Raw genomic sequence first — 22,019 nt, 5'->3', positions numbered from 1 at the left:
TGCATTAACGGTCTCTGACCGTTATCTCCTTTTCATTTACAAATACATTCTTCCCCACTCATACTCAGTAACTATTTACTAAACTATTTTGAATGCTTCCTTTGATAATTAGCAATATTTTGATATTCTGTCTGCAATTGACGAGATAATCGGATAAATATTGGTGCTAATTCTCGATAGGCTTCAAAGTTTTTTGGCTCAGGAAAATACGTATTAGCTGCCCCAATGTATTTCTCAATCTCATATAAACTATCAATTTTTCCTAGTGCTTTTTGTGCAACAATAACTGCGGCCAGCGCCCCAGATTCAAATGCCTCTGGAACTGTTACAGGTTGTTCAAAAATATCCGCAAACATTTGCCGCCATAGTGGTGAGCGTGCGAAACCACCCGTTGCTTGGATTGATTTCAAATCACCTACAACTTCTTCGAGTGCCAAGCTAACCATAAACACATTAAAAGTAATACCTTCTAATACTGCGCGTAACATATGTGCACGCGTATGCCCATGATTAAGACCAAAGAACGATCCTCGCGCATTGGCATCCCAAATTGGTGCACGTTCACCACCTAGGTATGGATGAAAAATCAACCCCTCGGACCCAGCTGGAATACGCTCGGCAATTTCCGTTAACAAATCATAGGAATCTTTTCCAAGTAAGGCAGCTGTTGATTTTTCAGCATCAAACATATTATCACGTGCCCAACGGAAGACATCCCCACCATTATTAACAGGACCACCCACAACCCAATTATCTTTATCCAAAGCATAGGTGAACGTACGACCTTTAGGGTCGATAACCGGTTGCTCTGACACGACTCGAATAGCACCTGAAGTACCAATTGTAATTGCCGCAACACCAGGTTTAACTGCGTTAACACCTAGGTTTGAAAGCGGCCCATCACCGGCACCGTAAACAAATGGTGTGTTTGCTGGAAGACCAATCAACGCAGCATATTTTTCAAACATACTTGTTTCGTATTCATAAGGTTCAACTGGTTGTGGCAGCTGTTCTTTACGAACACCAGTTACTGACAAGGCTTGGTCATCCCAATCCAAATTAAAAATGTTGAACAAACCAGTTCCAGAAGCAATAGAAATGTCCATCTTATTTGAACCAAAAAGTCGATGGAATAGGTATTCCTTAATGCCCAAATAATGCGCTGCTTTTTGATAAGTATCAGTATGTTCTGATTTTAACCATAATAGCTTGGACAATGGCGCCATTGGATGGATAGGTGTACCGGTATTTTTATAAATTTGTTGGCCTATACCGTTGGCCTTCAATTCTTCGGTGTATTTCACCGCGCGCGTATCTGCCCAAGTAATGGCGCGTGTCAATGGGTTCCAATCTTCATCAAATGCAATTAATGAGTGCATTGCTGAACTAAATGATACGGCAGTAATCTGATTACCTTTATTCAAATCAGCTACACGTACAACCTCTGATAATGCGGAAACCAATGCCTCAAAAAGTTCATCAAGATCTTCTTCAGCCATATCAGGCAAATCACGGTACAAAGCATAACTTTTATTCGCACTTGCTACGACAACGTTCTTATCATCAAACAGAACTGCCTTCGTTGATGTCGTGCCGATATCAACTCCTATCATATACTCCATTTGTTTACCTCCAATCGATGTTAAGCGTTTAATATTTTCTCTCCAAAACAGAAAAAGCTCCCTTAAGCGGGAGCTTTGTTCATTAAGCTGAACAGTTTTTCTATTAATTACTTAGCTGCATCCATTGCGTGACCGCCGAAGCCGTTACGCAAAGCTGAAACAACCTTACCAGTAAATGTGTCATCTTGCAATGAACGGTAACGCATTGCTAATGATAAGTAGATAACTGGTGCCGGTACGTCCAAGTCCAATGATTCTTGAACTGTCCACTTACCTTCACCTGAAGAATGCATACGACCAGCGATAGCATCCAAATGTGGATCCTTGGCGAATTGTTCTTCAGCCAATTCCATCAACCATGAACGGATAACTGATCCGTGGTTCCACAACTTTGAAACAGCTTCATAGTCGTAGTCAAATTGTGAGGCTTCCAATACTTCGAATCCTTCAGCAATTGCTTGCATCATACCGTATTCGATACCATTGTGAACCATCTTCAAGTAGTGACCTGAACCCAAACGACCTGTGTACAAGTAACCATCTTCTTCAGAAATTGACTTAAACAAAGGTTCGATGATCTTCCAAGCTTCGGCATCATCGCCACCAATCATGAAGTTACCACCATTACGGGCACCATTCATTCCACCAGAAGTTCCGGCATCAAAGAACTTAATACCAGCAGCAGATGTGCGCTTGTTTTGTTCCAAGTTATCCTTGTAGTTAGAGTTACCACCATCAATAATGATGTCACCCTTGTCCATCTTCTCAATCAATGTATCGATTGTTGAGTTAGTTGGTACACCAGCTGGCACCATAACCCAAACTGCCTTTGGAGATGGCAACTTTGACAACATATCATCAATGTCAGAAGCAGCTTCAACTGATGCTGAATAGTCAGTTGCTTCCTTAACAAAGTCAGCGTTTAAATCAAACGCAACAACTTCGTGACCGTTATCAACGGCGTTCTTTACCAAGTTCAAGCCCATCTTACCAAGGCCGATCATCGCAAACTTCATGTCTACTTACCTCTTTGTTTTTTGAGTTTTTAATACACTTTTATTATATGAAAATAATTTACACATTGCAACCTTATTATTGAAAATTGTTTTCTAATCTTGTATTATTAGTTTATTGGAGCATTAAAAATGGCAAATAACATCATAGCCCAATTACGGGCACAACGTAAACAATATAATACAACTGAACAAAAATTAATTGATTTCATTATTAATCATGTTAGTGAAGCTCGAGAGGCCAACATTCAGGAAATGTCTGAATTATCAGGTGTTTCTACCGCCACTATTTCACGTTTTGTCAAAAAAATCGGCTTAGAATCATTTCGTGAATTTTCTGTTTCACTAGCAAGTGCTGCCACGCAAATGGCAGCATCTGTCGATTTATTTGGAGAAATAGCTGATACAGATGATACCATTGCGGTTGCTCAAAAAGTTTTTGGCGGTGCAGAAAATGCTTTAGCAGCAACCGTTAGTAACTTAACAGCAACACAGTTGGACGAAGCCACATTGGCTTTAATATCTGCTCGGCGCGTTGGTTTTTTTGGTATTGGTGGATCTTCTATTGTTGCTTTTAATGCCTACCACAAATTTCTGCGCACACCAATTGACGTTATCGCCCATCCAGATTATGATGTTCAATTAATGCAAGCCGTTAAACTCAATTCAAATGATACTGCAGTTGTTATTTCACATTCCGGTCGAAATAAAGACACACTTCTCATCGCAAAAAAGTTGCACGAACAACATGTTAAAATTATCGCAGTAACTTCATTTAAAGATTCGCCGCTAGCAAAACTAGCGGATCTAGTATTATTATCATTGGCAGAAGAAGTTAATTTCCGAAGCGAATCCATGAGTTCGTTAATCGCACAACTTACAATCATCGATACTTTATTTACTTTAGTTGGTTCACATTTATCGCAAGATACTCAGAGTGTTGTTGATACCATGCGCGATGTTATTGAAGAAACAAGATCACATTAAAAAGGAGCTCAATGAGCTCCTTTTTTTGATATTATTACTTTTCACATAGCATTCGCCACAGGAATACTGCTAATTTTTTCCGCCTTCACTGGCCTCAATGGCTTTATCCAAACCAGCTATATCCTGATTCATGCTTCTAAAGTCAGCATTATTAATAGGTAGATGTTGCAAAAAGTTATCAAAAACTTCTAAAGTACCATCGACATCTGTTGCTTCAAAATCCAAAACGTGCCCAGCAAAGGTTAAATCATCTGACAAAAAGTGTAAATGCCACCCTGCTGCGGTTGGACCGCCAAAAACTTTTGGTGCGTAATATCCAACTAATGTACCAGTTATGTTGTCTGCTTTGAATTCAGGCTGCTGTTCAGCTACTTGTAACAAACTTGGATATGGCTTCTCTTGTTTTGTTACAATACGAACGTGAACGTGGGCAAACTCACCATGCAGTTTTAAAGCAGAGAAAACGTTAAATAACTGCTCATCTTTCAAGTTCTGAGTCAAATTACTATATTTTATTTTTTTAAAAGGTAATTTTTGGCTTGCCTCTGGTTGATCAAAATGGATTGATGCAAAAGGTAATGTAGTTTGTTTATCAGTAATGTGGTGAACTTTTCCTGTACTATCAGCTTGATAGGCTTCCCCGTTTAGAAAAATAGCTTCGCCGTTGAGACCCTCAAAAGTACCAATGCCAGTGTCCCCATGTTCCAACATTTCAGCGACTGTTATTGTCCCTGACATTTGGCGCGCTACTAATTGTGCTAATGTACCATGTTGATATATTGTTGTCATGTTTTGCCTCACTTCTTACCTATCATTTTAAGTTTATCAGTATAATAATGCAAATAAACCAGAAAAATTGAGCAAATACTTAATTTATTTTGGGATCACTAAGCCTTTTTTTAAAGATACGTTCGAGGGGTAAGCTGATTAAAAATATTGTTGAAATAATGAACAAGATTCCTACAACTTGAAACATCCTTAAGTGAACATGTAAAAGTGTCACCGACAAAAGAGTCGCCACCATCGGCTCAATGGTAGATAATAAACTTGCTGTAGTAGGTTTTAATTGGCTCAGGCTCATAACATATAAAGCATATGGTAGTAATGTGCCAGCTATAATAATAAACACCATGATAATCCAGTCTTTAGTGCTCACCTGAGATGGTATATACCAAATGGGATGAAAAAAGTTCTCAGCTGTTCCACCCACCAATAACCCCCAAGCAACTACAACCAAGGGTGACTGTTTTTCAAGCAAAGGTTTTGGAATAAGTGTATACGCAACTAAACCAAATGCAGATAGTATACCCCAAAATAAAGCTTTAGAGTTTACTACTAACTGATTGATGTTGCCATTAGTAATTAACAAAAATACACCAGTTAAGGCAATCAGAATTGACCAAATATCTAAGCGAGAAGGAAGCGTTCTCGTCGCTAAGCTCAATAAAATAACAATGATAGTTGGGCCAAGTGATTGCAGAATAGTTGCTGTTGCTGCGTCACCAAAGTATACAGATAAAAAGAAACTGGATTGTGCTAACAAAACACCAACGATACCGTATAAAATAATTAGAACAACATCTTTTTTGTTCAACCATATTTCAAAAACCCGACGGCCTAAAAAACAAAATAATACAATTAACAAAATTATTCCTGACAAGCTCATTCTGACACCAACCAGCCACTCCGGATTAATATTTTGATTACGAAATAAAATACTTGCCAATATGCCACTAATCCCAAATAAAGTCGCACTTAAAACCCCACAAATTATGCCCTGCTTTTTCATCCCAATTGATCCCTTTCGAATACTAGTTATAATTTAGAATAACCTAATCGATGAGATTCGTATACCTATTTTGTTATTATATTCTTTTTTTAATATAAAATAAGCTTTTTATATGTTAGCAAATAATGGTTTCATTAAAATTGGCGCAATGAGCGTAGAAAAAATAATCACCAAGATAAGCTCTCCTGAGACTGCAGCGCTAATGACTTGTGATGATAAACCTATCTGTGTAATGACTAATGCCATTTCACCTCTCGATACCATACCCGCACCAATAGCTTTTGCAGCTGTATCGTTCAAGCCAGATATTTTAGCTCCAATCCATGATCCAACAAATTTTGTGATAATCGCTAACAAAATAAATAAGACAATCGCTACAATTTTATTGTTCAATTGTCCTATCGAAACATTCAAGCCTATTGATCCAAAGAACATAGGATAAAAAATCCACTGTCCAACCCGATTTGTATTTTCGAATATTTGATCCGCAATCAATGTTTTCCTCAGAAAAATGCCGATAACAAAAGCAATTAATGGTAACAGGCTACTCATATTGAAGCCACCATTACCAATAAATACGGAAAATAAAGTAACGGCTAGCAATGAAATGACATCGTCAATTATGGCGGCTGACAATATTATTGCGCCAACTGCTGATGTTAATTTTTTTTGCTCAGCTAAAACAGCTAATGTAATTGATATTGATGTGGCAGAAAAAACTATACCCGAAAACAAAGAGACTGATACACTATATCCCATTAAAATAAACGCAATTGGAAATGCAATCATCGGAATAACAATACCCATGATTGCTATTAATGATGAAGCTTTGACATATTTTTTCATTGTTTTCATATCTGACGCCAATCCAGAACTTAGCATCAATATAAAAATACCAATTTCAGACAGCACATGAACTAAATATGTGCTATGAACGACGTTTAAAAAGCTCATGCCCAAGACAATGCCAGCAAGTAATTGACCTATGACCTCTGAAAGGCCTAATTTTACAGCTACTTTTCCGAAAAATAGAGTTACTGTGATTAATAATAGAACATTTATCATATCGTTTATTTCTCCTAAACAAAAAGAAAAAAGCTTCAAAAATCAACTAGCTCCCCGACTAGTTAACTTCTTGAAGCTTTCGCCCAACCGTTAATAATTTATTATATCCAATACTAGCATGCTTTATCGTGGAACGCAATCAAGTCGGCATCACATCTTCTCAACCGAATAGTTAATTCGACTTGATTCTGACTGTCAGTAGTAATCCAATGAGTGGCACAACAATAAACCAGCGACTTGTCATTAACAACGCATGTACAAATGATGAATTGGTATTAATTGCGGTGATTAAAATAGAAGCAACAACCACACTTCCTGCACCAATGACTTGACGCATCGTAGTAATAATCGCAGTACCATGACTAACTAAATTTTTAGGTAGTGCGTTATTTGCCGCAGTAATTGCGGGCATCATAATGAAAGCATTGCCACCTTCAAGTAACATAGCTGCTATCAAACACGCTATCCACGAAAATGACCCTAAAGTACCCAAAATCGCATACCCTACAAGCATCATTGCCATACCAATATAAACTAATTTTTTTAACCCAATTCTGTTGAGCATCGCCCCTGATCTTGGATTCAATTGGCTGAGAAAGATTGCTGCAGGTACCATGAGTAGTCCTGACCACAATGGGCTAAAATGAAAAACTTTTTGATAAAACAAAGGCATCAGAACCGTTGCAATAATTAGTCCTGAATATGATAATCCCGTTAAAAACATAGCTGGAACATAACCTCTATATTTGAGCACCGCTAAATCTAAAAACGGTTGAGGTAATTTTACTTGACGAACGATAAATATGGCTAATAAACTGACACTAATTATTAAAATCAACCACCACGAGAAGTTAATTCCTGATGTTGGAATGATTGAAATGTCATACAAAATGCCGCCAAATCCGAGTAAGGTTATAGCCGAAAACCAATCGAATTCAGATGGTTCCATAGTGTGCGTGTTTTCTATTTTATTTTGCAAAACAATAATCAAAATCAGCAATATGACAAAAAATAACATAAATAAAGCACGCCAAGAAATCCATTGCAGGACCACGCCAGAAATAATCGGACCAACAGCTAAGGCTGAACCCATAACTAAACCAACTACGCCCATAGCTACACCTCGTTGATTTTTATCAGTATTTTCCATGATGACACTTTGAAAAGTTGGAAATAAGGCCCCCACCGCTAAACCTTCTAACAACCGACCGATAATAATACCGGTAAAGTTGGGTGTAACCATAGCCAAAAACGTTCCTAGTAAAAAGAGGGCTACAATTCCATTGAGTAATTTACGTAAGGACACATTATCCAAAAGCCAAGGACTTAGCGGCATGACTAGTGTCATTGCAACCATAAAACCTGTTGTTAACCACTGAACAGTGCTCGCGTTAACATTAAAACTTTTCATCAAAATCGGATAAGCCGTTGTCATAGTAGATTGACTAATCGACATGATAAATGCAATTGATAATAACGCAAGTGAAAATGGTGTTAATTTTCTGATGTTTTTAAACATAATACCCCCTCAAACACTTATTTATATTCATTCTAATATAAATAAGTATAAAATTCAACTTTTGACGGATAATTTATAATGATATTATGTTAAAACGTTGCATGCGCTAATTCTTACTTGATTTTGTTCACATCACCTGTTTTTTCAACAATCAATCTGACGTAATTTCGTGCGCCAAGAGGTCCTTGGTGGACACCATCATCAGCGAACCAATCCGAATGTTTTTTTGCCAAACGATACCAGTCAATAATATGTAGATTTTTATAATCATTATTAGCTTTCGCCAACATATCATTGTTATCTTTCTGCCAAGGTTTACTCTGTACTAAATTATTAATCCAATAAACCTGTCGCTTTGTACCAAAGGTTTTCATCATGCGATCTAAATCTTGTCTTCTAATCTCACCATTTGTTCCTAATCCTACTATGACGTTCGGTGCCAACTCATCGTTGCGAGCCATTTTTTTCACTAAATTCGGTGCCTCGTAGGCTTGACGCCCCACCTTTGCGTCGACCACTATCTTGGGATTAATGTCTTGGAGATATGGTGCTGAATCTAACATAACCGAATCACCAATAGCTGTAAATGACATATTCTTGAAGCTCATGTATTGTGCAGCGTTTAAATCATATGTTGCAATTACTTTTTTATCAGCTGCCGACATGTTTTTATTACTTGATTGCTTAGAAGAGTGTTTAGCCGATTTTTGAGCGATTTGATTACTTTTTTTCACCGCCAATTTATTTTTGAGTAATTTCTTTTGTAATTCAGTCTGTGGTTGCGGTTGACCAGCATTTTGACTTGCCAATCCATGACCTATGAAAAACAAAAAAATCAGCGCAGGCGTTAAAATTAAGAAAAATCGATTACGTGATTGCACCAACCAATGACCAACTTGGCGCAGGTTTTCTCCATTACGGAACAAATTTTCAACATAGCGGTAGCTCAATTCACTTAGCAACAGAACAAGCGCAATTTCAATCAATATATTCAAAACATTTGGTTGATAATGTGGGATAAATTTTTCGTAAAACACAAAAACTGGTAATTGATATAAGTAGATACTATAGGAACGTTTCCCTAAATAATTTAAAAGTTTGTTATCCAATATTTTGGCATGCCAGGAAGCCGGATGAGCTGTTACAGCAACCAAAACAGTACTTGCTATAGTTAACAAGTACATTAATCCATAATAAGTCGCAGGATGTTGCCCATTCAACCATAGTGTTCCTAATCCCCAAAGTAAAAAGGAACAGAATCCCGCAATATTAAGATAGCGTTGCACCTTGCTACTAACATGATTAGAGAGCTTAATCGAGGGCCAAACAAATGCTAGGGCTGTGCCCAATAGGATAGCAAATAGTCGGGTATCCGTGCCATAATATACTCGATTAATAGCAGTAGGATCATACAAAACAGCCATTAATATTGCACTAATTAATGAAAGCAAAATTAGTACTCTAGCAATATTTATTCGCTTCAAACCCAATCGTAAAATAGCCCAAACAACTAACGGCCAAATAAAATAAAATTGTCCCTCTATCGAAAGTGACCATAGATGTGTGAAAGGCGAAGCACCACCAAATTGTTGAAAATAGGACGGTCCATGGCCAATTGCCCAAAAGTTAAAGACATACAATAAATTAGTTTCAACAGTAGGACGTAAATTGTAGATTAACTGATGATCAAAAAGCAAAATCACCGCAGTCACTATCAACATCATGGCTACTAAAGCCGGATACAAACGCTTTAATCTGCGTTTATAAAACTTAAAAATTGCAATCTTGTGATTACGATCAAACTCTTGTATCAATTGATCAGTAATTAAATATCCTGAAATCACAAAAAAAAGTGGCACGCCAAACCAGCCACCGACAAATTTTGTGGGCATTAAGTGAAATAAAATAACACCAATGACAGCTAAAGCACGTAAGCCATCAAATCCCTTGATATAACGTCTTTTTGGAATTTCCATAATTTTGACCGTTATGTTCCCTCAATAATCTCAAATACACGAAATCTACATCATTTCTCTAATTTTACTTTTATTAACGTAACATGTCAAATATTTCAATATTATTTCTTAATTAATTGTTGTTCCTCGTTTTTCAAATGTATGTGGTAACGTAACTTGCATGTTATCCACCACTTCATTATTCATCAATTTAGTTAACATACGCATTGCGACTGCACCAATATCGTACTTAGGTTGACCGATTGATGTTAGCGCAGGACGCGTCACAATTGCAAATTTTGTATCATTTGATGTGATGATTTCAAAATCTTCAGGAACTGACTTCCCTTGATCGCGCATATAATTCATGATTCCTAATGCAACTTCATCATCATGAACAATAGCTGCTGTTGCATTAGTAGCAAAAATTTTATCAGCGATTTGATAGCCAGCAGAATAGTCCTGATGAGAGGCAAATAACAAATCCTCATCAAACTCTTGTCCGGCAGCTTCTAGACCTGCTTGGTAGCCAACTAAGCGATGTTGTTTGTTAATTGCATATTCCATTGGTCCGGTAACTAACGCTACACGTTCATGTCCATTTTTAACTACCATTTCAACCGCTTCTTTAGTAGCTACAATATAGTCAATGTTAACACTTGGCAAAACCTTTTCAGCATCAATAGAACCAGCTAAAACAAACGGTGCATCAACAGAGGAGATTGTCTTTAAAACTTCACGATCCAATTCATTGCCCATAAAAATAATGCCATCAACTTGCTTGCTGGCAAGATTGTTAATAGCCATTGTTTCACGCACAGGATCTTCATCTGTATTTGTTAGCAAGACATCATAATGATACATATTAGCGACATCATCAATGCCTCGTGCCAGCTCTGAATAGTACATGTCTGTTACGTCTGGCATCACAACACCAATGGTAGTCGTCTTTTTTGAAGCCAACCCACGTGCTACAGCATTGGGATGGTAACCTAATTCTTCAATCGCATCCAATACTTTACGTTTCGTAGATTCACGGACATTACTGTTGCCATTTACAACTCGCGATACTGTTGCTAGTGATACACCAACTCGACTAGCAACATCATAAATTGTAGCCGTTTGCTTTTTTTGCATAATTTGTTCCTCTTTAATACATTTATTATTATTTTTTTTAGAAGTTATCTACACTATTATATCAAATCAGAATCAAATTGCAAACGCTTACAACATTAATTATAAGTGTTTTCATCATTGTTTCACTTTGTTACAAGAAAAGATTCATCATGATGAAAGTGATACAATGTATTTATATAAAATTTCACAGGAGTTAGTGTCATGAATGCAGAAAAAATCAGCGCATTAACTAGCTGGCTGACCAAACAAGAGTTGTCAGGCGCTATCATTACAAATTACCACAGTGTTGCCTATTTAAGCAGTTTTGAATCTGATCCAATAGAACGTGTTTTAGCGCTCGTTCTACTGGAAAATAGTGAACCTTTTTTGTTTGGACCAGCACTGGAAGTCAACAGTATGAAAGAAAGTGGCTGGCGCTATGCTGCTTTTGGCTATGAAGACCATGAAAATCCTTGGTTAAATTTAACTAACCATATTAGAACATTAACCAACGGTAAAAAGTTTGCCATTGAGGCCGATAATCTAACAGTTGCACGTCTTAAATTACTGCAAACCGCCTTTCCTGATGGAGAGTTTTCTATTGACATTACAGATCAAATTAATCAACTTCGCCTAATAAAAACACCAGACGAAATAGCACATATGAAGGCCGCTGGTCGTGATGCGGATCGCGCCTTTGAGATTGGCTTTAACGCTCTAGAGATTGGTATATCAGAGTTAGCCGTTGCCGCTGAATTAGAATATGAACTCAAAAAAGCAGGCGTAGCTAGCATGAGTTTTGAAACGCTAGTTCAATTTGGGGCCCACGCCGCTGACCCACATGGTTCAACATCAACAAATACACTCAATACTGGTGAAATGGCGTTGTTTGATTTAGGAACGATGACTGAAGGATATGCCTCAGATGCCACAAGGACAGTAGCTTTTGGAAACGTGAGCGACGAAGCCAAAAAAATACATGCTATTACGCTCGAAGCACAACTCACGGCCCAATCACAAGCTAAAATTGGTATGACAGCCAGCGAACTGGATGACATCGCACGAAATATCATTACAAAAGCTGGCTATGGTCAATATTTTAATCATCGACTCGGACATGGCTTAGGCTCATCAGTACATGAGTTTCCTTCAATCATGGCGGGAAATGATATGATTCTTGAAGAAGGCATGGTCTTTTCTATTGAACCTGGTATCTACGTTCCAGGTGTTGCTGGTGTCCGTATTGAAGATAGTGGTTATATGAGTAAAGAAGGTTTCATTCCTTATACGCACACAACCAAAGAACTACTACAATTCTGAAATAAATAAAAGACCAATGACTTAAGTCATTGGTCTTTTATTATATAGCATTCATAATTGCTACAATTAGCAATGGTATCATTGTTATACCATTATTCAACATATGAACGGCAATACTATTTTTCAAATCACCATTTTTTTTGTAAATGTAGGCGAGCACCATCCCCATGCTAGCGTATATCACATAACTTAAGGTGTCGGCGAGATTAGTGGGAATCGTATCCATGTGTGGCAGTGCAAAAACTGCCCCCGACAAAATAATATTTGCCCACCACCAACTTTTGCGGAAAAAATAATTTAAAATAAGCCCACGAAAAACTAATTCTTCAACTACAGGTGCCAAAAACGTACCATAAATTACCATAGCAACCATTGTCACATTTAAATTTGAAGTTAGCTCATTAATAGCCTCTTGATTTTCGGTTGTGGTAACCCCTGTTAGTTGAACCCGTAATTGAGCTAGTATCATCTCGATGGCTATCATAACAAACCACATACCTACTAGCCACCAGAGGCCTCGCCAGTTTCGAATATCTGGTTTGGTAAAGACTGGGCCAGGTACATTTTTTCTTAGTAGTCTATAAGCATAGAACCCAATGCCTATATAAAAAATGAACATTGTTGCGGCACACAATATTTGTAAAAATATATTATCTGTTTTTGTAGCAAGGACCAAAGGGATGGGTGCCACAACTATTAAAAATAGCGTAAAAACAACATTGATTATTCTAAGCAGTAAAGATTTTGGTCTTACTTCATTTGTCGTTTCAAGCATCGTCATCCTCATCCAGTGTGCGCTTTTTCTTTTGCCAATACAGCCATACAAAACAAATGTTAAACACGATGAACAAAACAGCAACAAGCGTTATCGTTACCCATAATGGCCAGTTTTGTTGGTCACTCAACAAGAATATTAGGACAAAAAGTGCGAAACTAACAACCGACAGTATGATTCTCGTAATTAAATTACCCATTTATTTTCCTGTATGTTCATTAATGAATTCCGCAACCGCGCCTTCATTATTTGTTTTTGACAATACCAAGTCAGCAATTTCTTTAATTTCCGGTTTAGCATTTGCCACGGCAACACCTACGCCTGCGGCTTTGATTTGAGCTGCATCATTCAAATTATCACCCAACGCAGCAACTTCGTTTCGTGATATTCCCAGCATGTCAGCTAATTCTAATCCGGCAGAACCCTTGTCACTCCCCTTGGGATTGAACTCAACATAACGATTGGAACTGAATGTTGTCAATACCCTATCAGCAAGCTGAGCATTAACCGTATCAGCAATTTTTTGTAATACATCTGGATCATGATGTTCAAAAATAACTTTCATTATCGTTTTTTCATTCGAAAGAAAATCTAACTTATCGTTGGCCATTTCTTGATATGGCACACTACGTTCTCTCATATATTGTTCATCATTTTTTGAAATATTATAAATGAATAGTGTATCTATCGTGTAGATGTGTGTATCAATGTCCGCCTGAATCTGGCCAAGAGAGAAAATTTTCTTGGCTAATTCTAAATCCATGCCGTGTTGGACAATAATCTTTTCGCCACCATCTTCATGGATTTCCACGATTGCACCACCGTTGTATGAAACCACGTACTGTTTGTTTTGCTTGTTTAAGCCTAGATCCTTTAATGTACCAAAAACAGACTTATAAGAACGCCCAGTATTAGGAACAAAATAGCCGCCATTTTTCACAAATTTTTGAACAGCAGTGACATTTTGAGAATTAATCGTACCATCATCATCGAGCAACGTTTCATCTAAATCTGAAAGAATCAATTTTATCATTATAATCTCCAATTGTGTTTGTACATTCATTATAACAAAACAGTTTATTTATTCGATAATTTACCAATAAATTTTATCCGTGCTTGACACTGACCACATCGATAGCGTTCAGTTTGAAATCGGCGTTTTCGAATAATATCATGCCCATTTTCACAACGATATAACCACTGACACTTAGATGATTGTCTTTCACCAATATCAGGTGCATATCGAATACCGCCCACACGTACTAATAATTGTTTAAAATCGCTATCCTTATGTTGGTACCCTTGGTGACTTAAATGTAGATGATAGTGTACCAATTCATGCTTGATAATTTTGTTAAAGTCTTCTAATGTAACCATTTTAGGATTGAGTTCTAAATCATGTGTTTTCAAAAGATAGCGACCACCTGTTGTTCGTAGATGGCTATTGAATGTTGCATGATGTTGAAATGGACGATCAAAACTATCAAATGATATTTTCTCAACAAGATTTTGTAATTCGTTATCTGTCATTTTAACACATCGTTTCAATTAATATTTTGGCCAACCATACAAAAAGTCCCCAAACAAATAACAATTTGTGAGGACTTACTTTAACAAAAATATATCATGATTCAGTACAATGCCTGGAATCATTAAAACGTATCTATATTGTAAATGTTTGTTAGTCCAATGAATGACACAAAGTATTTAAACATTTAATTTTGGTGTTCAACAATGTAGTCGACTGTCTGTTGCAACGTAACCAAATTTTCAGCATCATCATCAGAAATTTCGACATTAAACATATCTTCTACTTCTAATACCAGCTCAACAAAGTCGATAGAATCCGCATCGATATCTGTCAAAAAATTCAAATCCGGCGTAATGGTATCTCTTTTCACATTAAATCGTTCTGCAATTTCATCCGCCATCATATTATAAATTGCTTCTTTTTCCATTGCCATCAGTAATTACTCCCAGAATCTTTAATCTAAAGAACTATTATACCATAACTTATTCACTAATTTGTGACTGCAATTCATTCTTCGCAGCTTGCAACTCATCCTTATGGTCTGCAATGTATGTTCGAATATCTGGCACTAGATTTTTTTCAATCATTTTTTTAATCTGTCCCATTGTATTAGCAACTGCATTAGCTTTGGCAGAACCATGCGTTTTAACGACAGGCGCATTAACACCTAAGATTACTGCACCACCAGCTTCATTATAGTCCAACTTCTTTTGAATATCTTTGAAAGCTGGCTTTAATAAGAGACCGCCCATCTTACCACGAAGCCCTGTTTGCATAATAGCCTGCTTAATTTGCTTCAACATCATCAATGCAGTGCCTTCCGTTGCTTTCAATGCTGCATTGCCCGAAAAGCCATCAGCTACCACCACGTCTGCAGTTCCTTCTAATAATTCACGTGCTTCAACATTACCCAAAAAATTAAAAGATTGTGAGTTTTTCATCAGCTGATGCGCTATTTTATGAACCTCATCCCCTTTATCCTCTTCTGCGCCATTGTTCAATAAACGCACTCGTGCATCATTAATTCCTAAAACATGAGAAGCATAAAAGCTCCCTAAAATTCCGTATTGATATAAATGTGAGGCTTTACTTTCAGCATTTGCACCCAAATCCATAAATACAAATTGATCATTTTCACCAGCAAAGCTTGGTAAAGCGGTGGCCAAAGCTGGACGGTCAACACCTTTGATACGACCAATCAAGAAAATAGCACTTGATAGTAGGGCCCCTGTATTTCCAGCACTAAATAAAGCATCGGCATCGCCAGCTTTAACGGCATTTGCGGCACGAACCATTGATGAGTCTTTTTTACGTCGCATTGCTTTAACCGGCTCATCACCCATCTCAATAACTTCAGTTGTGGGAATTAAGGTAATATGTGACCAATCCTTTACAAGTGGCTTAACCTGTTCACTTGTTCCAAAGAGTAAAAATTCAATATCTGGATAACGATCACGAGCTATTTCTACACCCTTGACTATTTCCATCGGTGCGTAATCGCCACCCATTGCATCTATTGCGATTTTCATATTTTTAAATGTGTCAACTAATATTAGCTGAACACGTTCCTTTCCATTTTTAATCTCTATTCTTACGCCAACACTGCTTAATCTAAGTGCCGATAATGCGCCATTGTTCTTGATAAGTAATCCACTAGTTCCTGATTTTCAGAGGATTTATCCCAATCGTCAGTACTAACCATACTAATTGCTTCTTGCTGAGCGACTTCCATCATTTTCAAGTCTTTAATCGGATCCCCAACGGCAAATTCTGGTACACCAGACTGTTTGGTTCCTAATATATCGCCAGAACCGCGTAGTTCTAGGTCTTTTTGCGCTAAGAGAAAACCATCTGTTGTCTCAACCATTGCATCAAGCCTAGCACGGCCATAATCGGTCTTTGGATCTGCGACTAAAATCGTGTACGATTGTCTCGTACCACGACCAACTCGACCGCGCAATTGGTGTAATTGTGCCAATCCAAATCGATCTGCGTCCATAATTAACATGATACTAGCATTGGGTACATCAACACCCACTTCAATGACTGTAGTAGCAACTAAAACCTGAATTTTGTTTCTTTTAAAGTCGGCCATCAAAGCTTTTTTTTCGTCGTTCGAGAGCCGACCATGAAGTAAGCCAATTGTGTCATTTGGCAGTTCAAGTTGTAATGCTTCATACATTGCTTGCGCATTCTGCACATCTAATGCTTCTGACTCTTCAATCAGAGGCGTCACAACATATGCTTGCGCGCCCTCTGAGAGTTGTTGTTTAAGAAAATTAATTGCCGAGTCAATTTGATTATGACTAATCTTTCGTGTCTGAATTTGCTTGCGACCATTGGGTAGTTGATCAATTATTGATACATCCATTTCTCCATAGGCAGTGATAGATAAGGTACGAGGAATTGGCGTGGCCGTCATTGCTAGTATATCAGGATTCACACCATTTTCACGTAATTTTGCACGTTGATTGACACCAAATCGATGTTGTTCGTCAATCACTGCTAAACCTAGGTGATGAAACATTACATCCGGTTGTAACAACGCATGTGTGCCAACTAAGATATCTATTGTTCCGTCAGCTAAATCTTCTAATAGTTGACGTCGAGCCGCAGCTTTCATACCACTGGTCAATAGTTCAATACGAATGTCAACGCCTGATTTTTCAAACATTGAAGCTAAATTAATGGCGTGTTGCTGAGCCAAAATTTCAGTCGGCGCCATCAATGCAGCTTGCATTCCTGCGGTGACAACAGCATATAATGCAATTGCTGCAACTACCGTTTTACCAGAACCTACATCACCTTGTAATAAGCGGTTCATGTGAACTGGACGTTTTTGATCTTTCAAAATTTCAGAAACAACTTTTTGTTGTGCCCCCGTCAATGTGAAAGGTAAGCCAGCTTCAAATTTGTTTAGCGCTTTACTATCATAATTAATACCTTCACCGGAAAAGTTCTTATCAGCTAATTTGAGCAATTGTAATCTCATTTGAAATATAAAAAATTCCTCAAAAGCTATACTTCGGCGTGCTAATTTAGCTTGCTCCATGTCAGCGGGAAAATGCATATTTTCAATTTGCGTATTTCTGTCTAGTAAACGGTATTTTTGACGAATTTTATCGGGCACTAACGAGCCAACTGTACCACGTACATCAGCCCACGCAATTTCTATCAAATGACGTATTGTTTTAGCGCTTATTTGTTTTGACGAAGGGTAAATTGGGTCAAGTTCATTGGAAGCCTTGGAGATCACTTTCATTCCTGTCAAGGACGCTTTAGCAGCATCATAAGTACCATAAACAGCAACTTCTTGGCCGACCTCGACATTTTGAGCAATCCATGGCTGATTAAAGAATGATACACGTATATTTTCATGCTCTATCATTAGTCCAAAACGTGTTTGAGATCGTTTGCCAAAACGAGTCACAACAGCGGGTGTACTCACAATTCCCTTAAAAGTAGCCTTTTCTCCATCCAATGTTTCAGAGGGTAGCCGTTCTCCTAAGTCTTCATAACGAAATGGAAAATAATTAATTAAATCCTCAATGGTAAAAATACCAATTTCATGTAACGCATCTAGGCGCTTAGGACCTACACCTGGCAAAATATTCACATTGTCATTTAGGGTTATCATCTTGAATATTATAACATATAAAAAAGTACGGATAGCGTGGCAACAGCAACAGCAGAGCAATGCTATCTATATCATTTCTTGACTTCATTTTTTAAAAAATAGTTGGCAGTGTCTGCCTGTATTTGCTCGTCAAACGCTAACATCAATTCAATGGTTGAAAGACATCAACAATATTTTTCATGTTATCTATTTTTTCACCAAATAGCTTTTTATTCGCTTGCAGGCAAAATCTTCAATCATAACTATTTCTTATATAAAAAACACTGCTAAAATTATAATGTCAGCTTGTTCAATTAAACTAGCATCCATAAAATTTTACAGCGTTTATCATATTTAGAAGGTAGTAACCGGAGTCGAACCGGCGATCACGGTTTTGCAGACCGTTGCCTTACCACTTGGCTACACTACCAAACTTATTTGCGTTGTCACATCAAACAACAACGCTCTTAATTATATATAAAATTGATCAAAATTACAACATTTTGGTTACTTTTCATATACATTGTTACTAATCGGTCTTTAAATACGGTTTTCAGTTAGCCCAACCGATTATCCAAAAGTATTCTTTGTAACTCTTCTTCAATTTCAGGTGTCTTAACCCATTCTTCCCAGCCATCATATTCCAAAGGCAATAGTTTATAGTGTGAATTAATATACTCTTCCACTTTTTCTACGTGAGTGGAGCGTGGTATGTTCACTTTCAAAATCTGAACACTTTGAATAAACCCGTGTTCAGCCGCATACTCAGCACGACCATTATGAGGGATGTTTCCTAGTTCAAAATAAGAACTGCCGTCATTACGTGTGATTCGTTCAATTAAATCAAAAGTTTCTTTCATAGTGAATTAAGTTTTAATAATGAAGTCTTAGAAGTGGACTTCATTCTCCTTTTCTCATATTTTTGCTTTGTATTTTCACATATTCATGTACAACTAATCGACTAGCTACCCAGATACTCATCAAAATTCCTAGCATACCCAACAACATTGTAACAACTTCCATCATTAATAACTTTGCATTAAAAAACATTGCGATTGAATACCGTAAGCGAATAAACCAGATTAAAAGCGGTAGATTGGCCCCTAAAACCCCAAAGAAAAGTGTGTTAATAGCTGTACCTAATATTTGCCCACCGATAATATGTGCATGCGCATATAGACTTTTTTTGCTCAAATTTGGTGTACGCTCTATAACCTCATTCAAGTCCGCCACAATAGCCATTGCGGCTTCAGCAACAGCCCCTAAAATGGATATAACCATTACAATTACAGCGACCTTTGTGAAAGGAAGACCGACATTCAACGATAAGCCTTCCAGTTCTTCCGAATTTTCGGTTGCAAATCCTTGAAACTGGCCTAAATGCTGAACCAAAATCGCCACTACCATCAAAATTGACACAACTATTAAGCTTGTCTTAAAAGCTGTATTAGTCACAAATTGATTTTCTGCACCTAAATAAATTGCAAGAGCCAAAATAATGACACTCATTAAAGCCGTAACAATGTATGCATTAAATTGCCAATTGATTAAAATCATTAAAATGAAAATGACGATAAAGTTCAACACCAAGCCTACAAAAGCTTTCATTCCCTGAACACCGCCAACAAATACCATTAAAATAAATAAAATAATTATTAATAATCCAATTGCATTCATTAGTCCACCACCTTGTATCGCTCAGCAATCCAGCCAACCAAAGCACTAGTGACAGGGACAGCTAATACAATGCCGATTCCAGAAATAACTGTCTGTAAAATACCTAGGTTCATAATTTGGTCAAGTATATAGGGCCAATTATTGCCATTTCGTAGCATCAAAAAAACCATCGGCATTGTTTCCGCAATGAAAATCATGAATAGTACATTAATTAATGTACCCATAATATCGCGCCCAACATTCATTCCCGCATGCCAATAGTCCTTGAAGTGACGATCAATTTTTTCACGACGCAGACCAAATAACGCAGCAACAATATCTGCAGCTTCATCCATAACCGCTCCTAGAACACCAATAATCGTTTGGGCGATAAACAAAGTCACTGGCACTTGCGTTACGTACGACATTGTTTCAAAATGAACACCTTCATTACCTGTAATTTTAAGGGCAACAAACATAATGAACATCGTAAGGACCGTTGATAAAAGAGTTGCCAAAAGCGTAACCACCATCTGAAGGGTTCTGCCCAATACTAATACCAAACTCAGTGAGGCTACAACGATAGCTAAAATACTAAAAATCAAAATGACATTCGGATTTTTAAGATGAACATCTATATATAATGCAATCGCAAAAAGAATCACATTAGCGACAAGGCTGAGGGTTAGCCATGACGTCGCACGCCATTTTCCGTAAATCAATAACAGCCCTAATAGTAAAACAACTAAAGATCCGATGACTGCGTCACGTTTAAGAGATATAATGCGAAAATGTCCCGCATGCCCTGTTAATAATAGCTGGTCTCCAACTTTGTACTTATGTGTCACAGTTTGCGAATCGGTGTATTGATTTGTCAACTTAATGATTTTGTTTCTGTTTAACAGTTTAACCGTTAATTGTTGATGATAAATATTATCTGTATTATTATGCTCATCTGTCGTTTTTTGTTTGGACTGAACTTTGACATGCGTAACCTGCCCTACTGGCTCTTGATACAAAAATGAATCAGATCTCAATAGAAACCAAGCAGCAATTACGGCAATGGCCACAAACCAATAATTTTTTGTTTTTTTTAGGAATATCAATTTTCTAACCGTTTATTTTTTCCTGTCATTTGGACCGGCTTAGCTAGAAACTTCACTCTTTGCATGAGTCTAGCAGCTTTAATAGGTTCATTACCTTCCCTAGTTTGCGACAGATATTGTTCAAACCCATTCGCATCAAAATTAGAGGTAAAAAAAGTTGTTAACTCATTTTGCATACGGTATTCCAAAATAATACCAAGAATCGAATCTCGGCTCCACGCTGTCAACGTATCTGCGCCAACATCGTCAAGAATTAACACAGAAACACTTTTTGCCTTACTTAATAATTCATCCAAAGATTCATTTTTATGATCAAATGTTGCCTTCAAATCACTAATAAATGAAGGGAAATGTAATAACATAACGCCTATGTTATTAACGGCCAATGCGTTAGCAAGAGCCCCCATCATATATGTTTTACCTACGCCAAAATCACCGTATAAATAAATACCTTGAACAAAGTTATTTTGGACCGTACTAGTTAAGCTTTTTAGAATTTTATTGAGCGAAACAAATGCTTCCGTTTTACCCTGTTCCTCTTGGGCATGATCAATGATTTCCTGCCCGATAGTGCTCCAATCTGCTGAACGAACAGATTTTGGCATTTTGTACAAAGTCAGTTTTTCACGTTGCATTAATTGTTTGCGTGTTTTTTCATCAGCAACATAATGAACTATTGGATAACCTTTTTCAATCGTTAACTGTGGATAATATCCTGGATAGAGAACTTTTTCCCCAGCTGCAATTCTTTTCTTTTGTTGAATGTACTCATACAGATCACCCATTTTAAGTTGAAAAGCATCTGAGTTCAATTCATCTTGATGCTCATTCCAAAAAGAACGTATATCTTGATCCTTTCCAATGGATTCAATAATATCCGATAAATTAGCTTTATTAGCATATTGTTGCTGAAATTGCTTGAGTACTTCAGATAAATTCTGCATATTAA

The 22,019-nt window shown here is 37.3% G+C and carries 21 protein-coding genes and 1 tRNA gene; 2 read left to right on the top strand and 20 right to left on the bottom strand.

The features are described from left to right. Positions 1-83: 83 nt before the first annotated feature. Positions 84-1,622: a gluconokinase gene (gene gntK / locus RHP64_RS02720; RefSeq protein WP_025267857.1), complete on the bottom strand. Its 1,539-nt coding sequence runs from the start codon at positions 1,620-1,622 to the stop codon at positions 84-86. A 107-nt stretch (positions 1,623-1,729) separates the two neighbouring features. Further along, positions 1,730-2,638: a phosphogluconate dehydrogenase (NAD(+)-dependent, decarboxylating) gene (gene gnd / locus RHP64_RS02715; RefSeq protein ID WP_011679377.1), complete on the bottom strand. Its 909-nt coding sequence runs from the start codon at positions 2,636-2,638 to the stop codon at positions 1,730-1,732. Positions 2,639-2,767: 129 nt separating this feature from the next. Here gnd and RHP64_RS02710 point away from each other — a divergent pair, with 129 nt between their 5' ends. Next, positions 2,768-3,622 (top strand): MurR/RpiR family transcriptional regulator, encoded by an 855-nt coding sequence (locus RHP64_RS02710; RefSeq protein WP_004164526.1) that lies wholly within the window; start codon positions 2,768-2,770, stop codon positions 3,620-3,622. Positions 3,623-3,691: 69 nt separating this feature from the next. Here the strand turns inward: RHP64_RS02710 and budA are convergent, their stop codons facing one another. From budA to ccpA, 6 genes are all read right to left on the bottom strand, one after another. Beyond that, positions 3,692-4,411 (bottom strand): acetolactate decarboxylase, encoded by a 720-nt coding sequence (gene budA, locus RHP64_RS02705; protein WP_011679376.1) that lies wholly within the window; start codon positions 4,409-4,411, stop codon positions 3,692-3,694. A 79-nt stretch (positions 4,412-4,490) separates the two neighbouring features. Next, complete coding sequence (locus RHP64_RS02700) at positions 4,491-5,411, bottom strand: DMT family transporter (RefSeq protein WP_014324403.1); 921 nt, start codon at positions 5,409-5,411, stop codon at positions 4,491-4,493. A gap of 108 nt (positions 5,412-5,519) precedes the next feature. Further along, complete coding sequence (locus RHP64_RS02695; protein WP_025267856.1) at positions 5,520-6,476, bottom strand: cation:proton antiporter; 957 nt, start codon at positions 6,474-6,476, stop codon at positions 5,520-5,522. 172 nt (positions 6,477-6,648) lie between these two features. After that, positions 6,649-7,995 carry an MFS transporter gene (locus tag RHP64_RS02690; RefSeq protein ID WP_071951835.1) on the bottom strand — a complete coding sequence of 449 codons (1,347 nt, stop codon included), beginning with the start codon at positions 7,993-7,995 and terminating at the stop codon, positions 6,649-6,651. 113 nt (positions 7,996-8,108) lie between these two features. Beyond that, complete coding sequence (locus RHP64_RS02685) at positions 8,109-9,971, bottom strand: acyltransferase family protein (RefSeq protein WP_174202635.1); 1,863 nt, start codon at positions 9,969-9,971, stop codon at positions 8,109-8,111. A gap of 108 nt (positions 9,972-10,079) precedes the next feature. After that, positions 10,080-11,087: a catabolite control protein A gene (gene ccpA, locus RHP64_RS02680; RefSeq protein ID WP_462785059.1), complete on the bottom strand. Its 1,008-nt coding sequence runs from the start codon at positions 11,085-11,087 to the stop codon at positions 10,080-10,082. A 201-nt stretch (positions 11,088-11,288) separates the two neighbouring features. Between ccpA and RHP64_RS02675 the strand changes: the two genes are divergently transcribed. Next, positions 11,289-12,386, top strand: coding sequence for an aminopeptidase P family protein (locus RHP64_RS02675; protein WP_025267852.1), 1,098 nt, complete (start codon positions 11,289-11,291; stop codon positions 12,384-12,386). 40 nt (positions 12,387-12,426) lie between these two features. On the opposite strand, the gene RHP64_RS02670 is transcribed toward RHP64_RS02675, so the two are convergent. From RHP64_RS02670 to dnaI, 12 genes are all read right to left on the bottom strand, one after another. Beyond that, positions 12,427-13,161, bottom strand: a complete 735-nt coding sequence (locus RHP64_RS02670) for a CPBP family intramembrane glutamic endopeptidase (protein WP_150288601.1) — start codon at positions 13,159-13,161, stop codon at positions 12,427-12,429. Beyond that, positions 13,154-13,360: a hypothetical protein gene (locus tag RHP64_RS02665; protein ID WP_011679369.1), complete on the bottom strand. Its 207-nt coding sequence runs from the start codon at positions 13,358-13,360 to the stop codon at positions 13,154-13,156. The genes RHP64_RS02670 and RHP64_RS02665 overlap by 8 nt, the downstream gene beginning before the upstream one ends. Then, positions 13,361-14,194: a Cof-type HAD-IIB family hydrolase gene (locus tag RHP64_RS02660; RefSeq protein ID WP_025267850.1), complete on the bottom strand. Its 834-nt coding sequence runs from the start codon at positions 14,192-14,194 to the stop codon at positions 13,361-13,363. A gap of 44 nt (positions 14,195-14,238) precedes the next feature. After that, on the bottom strand, positions 14,239-14,691 hold the full coding sequence (locus RHP64_RS02655; RefSeq protein WP_025267849.1) for a SprT family protein: 453 nt from the start codon (positions 14,689-14,691) through the stop codon (positions 14,239-14,241). Positions 14,692-14,876: 185 nt separating this feature from the next. Next, positions 14,877-15,125 carry an acyl carrier protein gene (gene acpP, locus RHP64_RS02650; RefSeq protein WP_010284595.1) on the bottom strand — a complete coding sequence of 83 codons (249 nt, stop codon included), beginning with the start codon at positions 15,123-15,125 and terminating at the stop codon, positions 14,877-14,879. A 49-nt stretch (positions 15,126-15,174) separates the two neighbouring features. Then, a complete protein-coding gene (plsX, locus tag RHP64_RS02645; protein ID WP_025267848.1) occupies positions 15,175-16,221 on the bottom strand; it encodes a phosphate acyltransferase PlsX in 1,047 nt (348 codons plus the stop codon). A gap of 77 nt (positions 16,222-16,298) precedes the next feature. Beyond that, positions 16,299-18,329: an ATP-dependent DNA helicase RecG gene (recG, locus tag RHP64_RS02640; RefSeq protein WP_025267847.1), complete on the bottom strand. Its 2,031-nt coding sequence runs from the start codon at positions 18,327-18,329 to the stop codon at positions 16,299-16,301. A gap of 338 nt (positions 18,330-18,667) precedes the next feature. Further along, a tRNA-Cys gene (locus RHP64_RS02635) sits at positions 18,668-18,738 on the bottom strand. Between the two features lie 127 nt (positions 18,739-18,865). Next, positions 18,866-19,168 (bottom strand): hypothetical protein, encoded by a 303-nt coding sequence (locus RHP64_RS02630; protein ID WP_010289461.1) that lies wholly within the window; start codon positions 19,166-19,168, stop codon positions 18,866-18,868. A 40-nt stretch (positions 19,169-19,208) separates the two neighbouring features. Next, positions 19,209-19,985, bottom strand: coding sequence for a YibE/F family protein (locus RHP64_RS02625; protein ID WP_014324393.1), 777 nt, complete (start codon positions 19,983-19,985; stop codon positions 19,209-19,211). Continuing rightward, positions 19,985-21,070, bottom strand: a complete 1,086-nt coding sequence (locus tag RHP64_RS02620) for a YibE/F family protein (protein WP_025267846.1) — start codon at positions 21,068-21,070, stop codon at positions 19,985-19,987. Before RHP64_RS02620 ends, RHP64_RS02625 begins: the two co-directional genes overlap by 1 nt. Further along, positions 21,067-22,014, bottom strand: coding sequence for a primosomal protein DnaI (dnaI, locus tag RHP64_RS02615; protein ID WP_004164550.1), 948 nt, complete (start codon positions 22,012-22,014; stop codon positions 21,067-21,069). Before dnaI ends, RHP64_RS02620 begins: the two co-directional genes overlap by 4 nt. Positions 22,015-22,019 lie beyond the last annotated feature (5 nt).

Source organism: Leuconostoc sp. XM4, assembly GCF_055698815.1.
The sequence above is the reverse complement of the archived record's forward strand: the minus strand, read 5'-3'. Positions and strand labels throughout refer to the sequence as shown.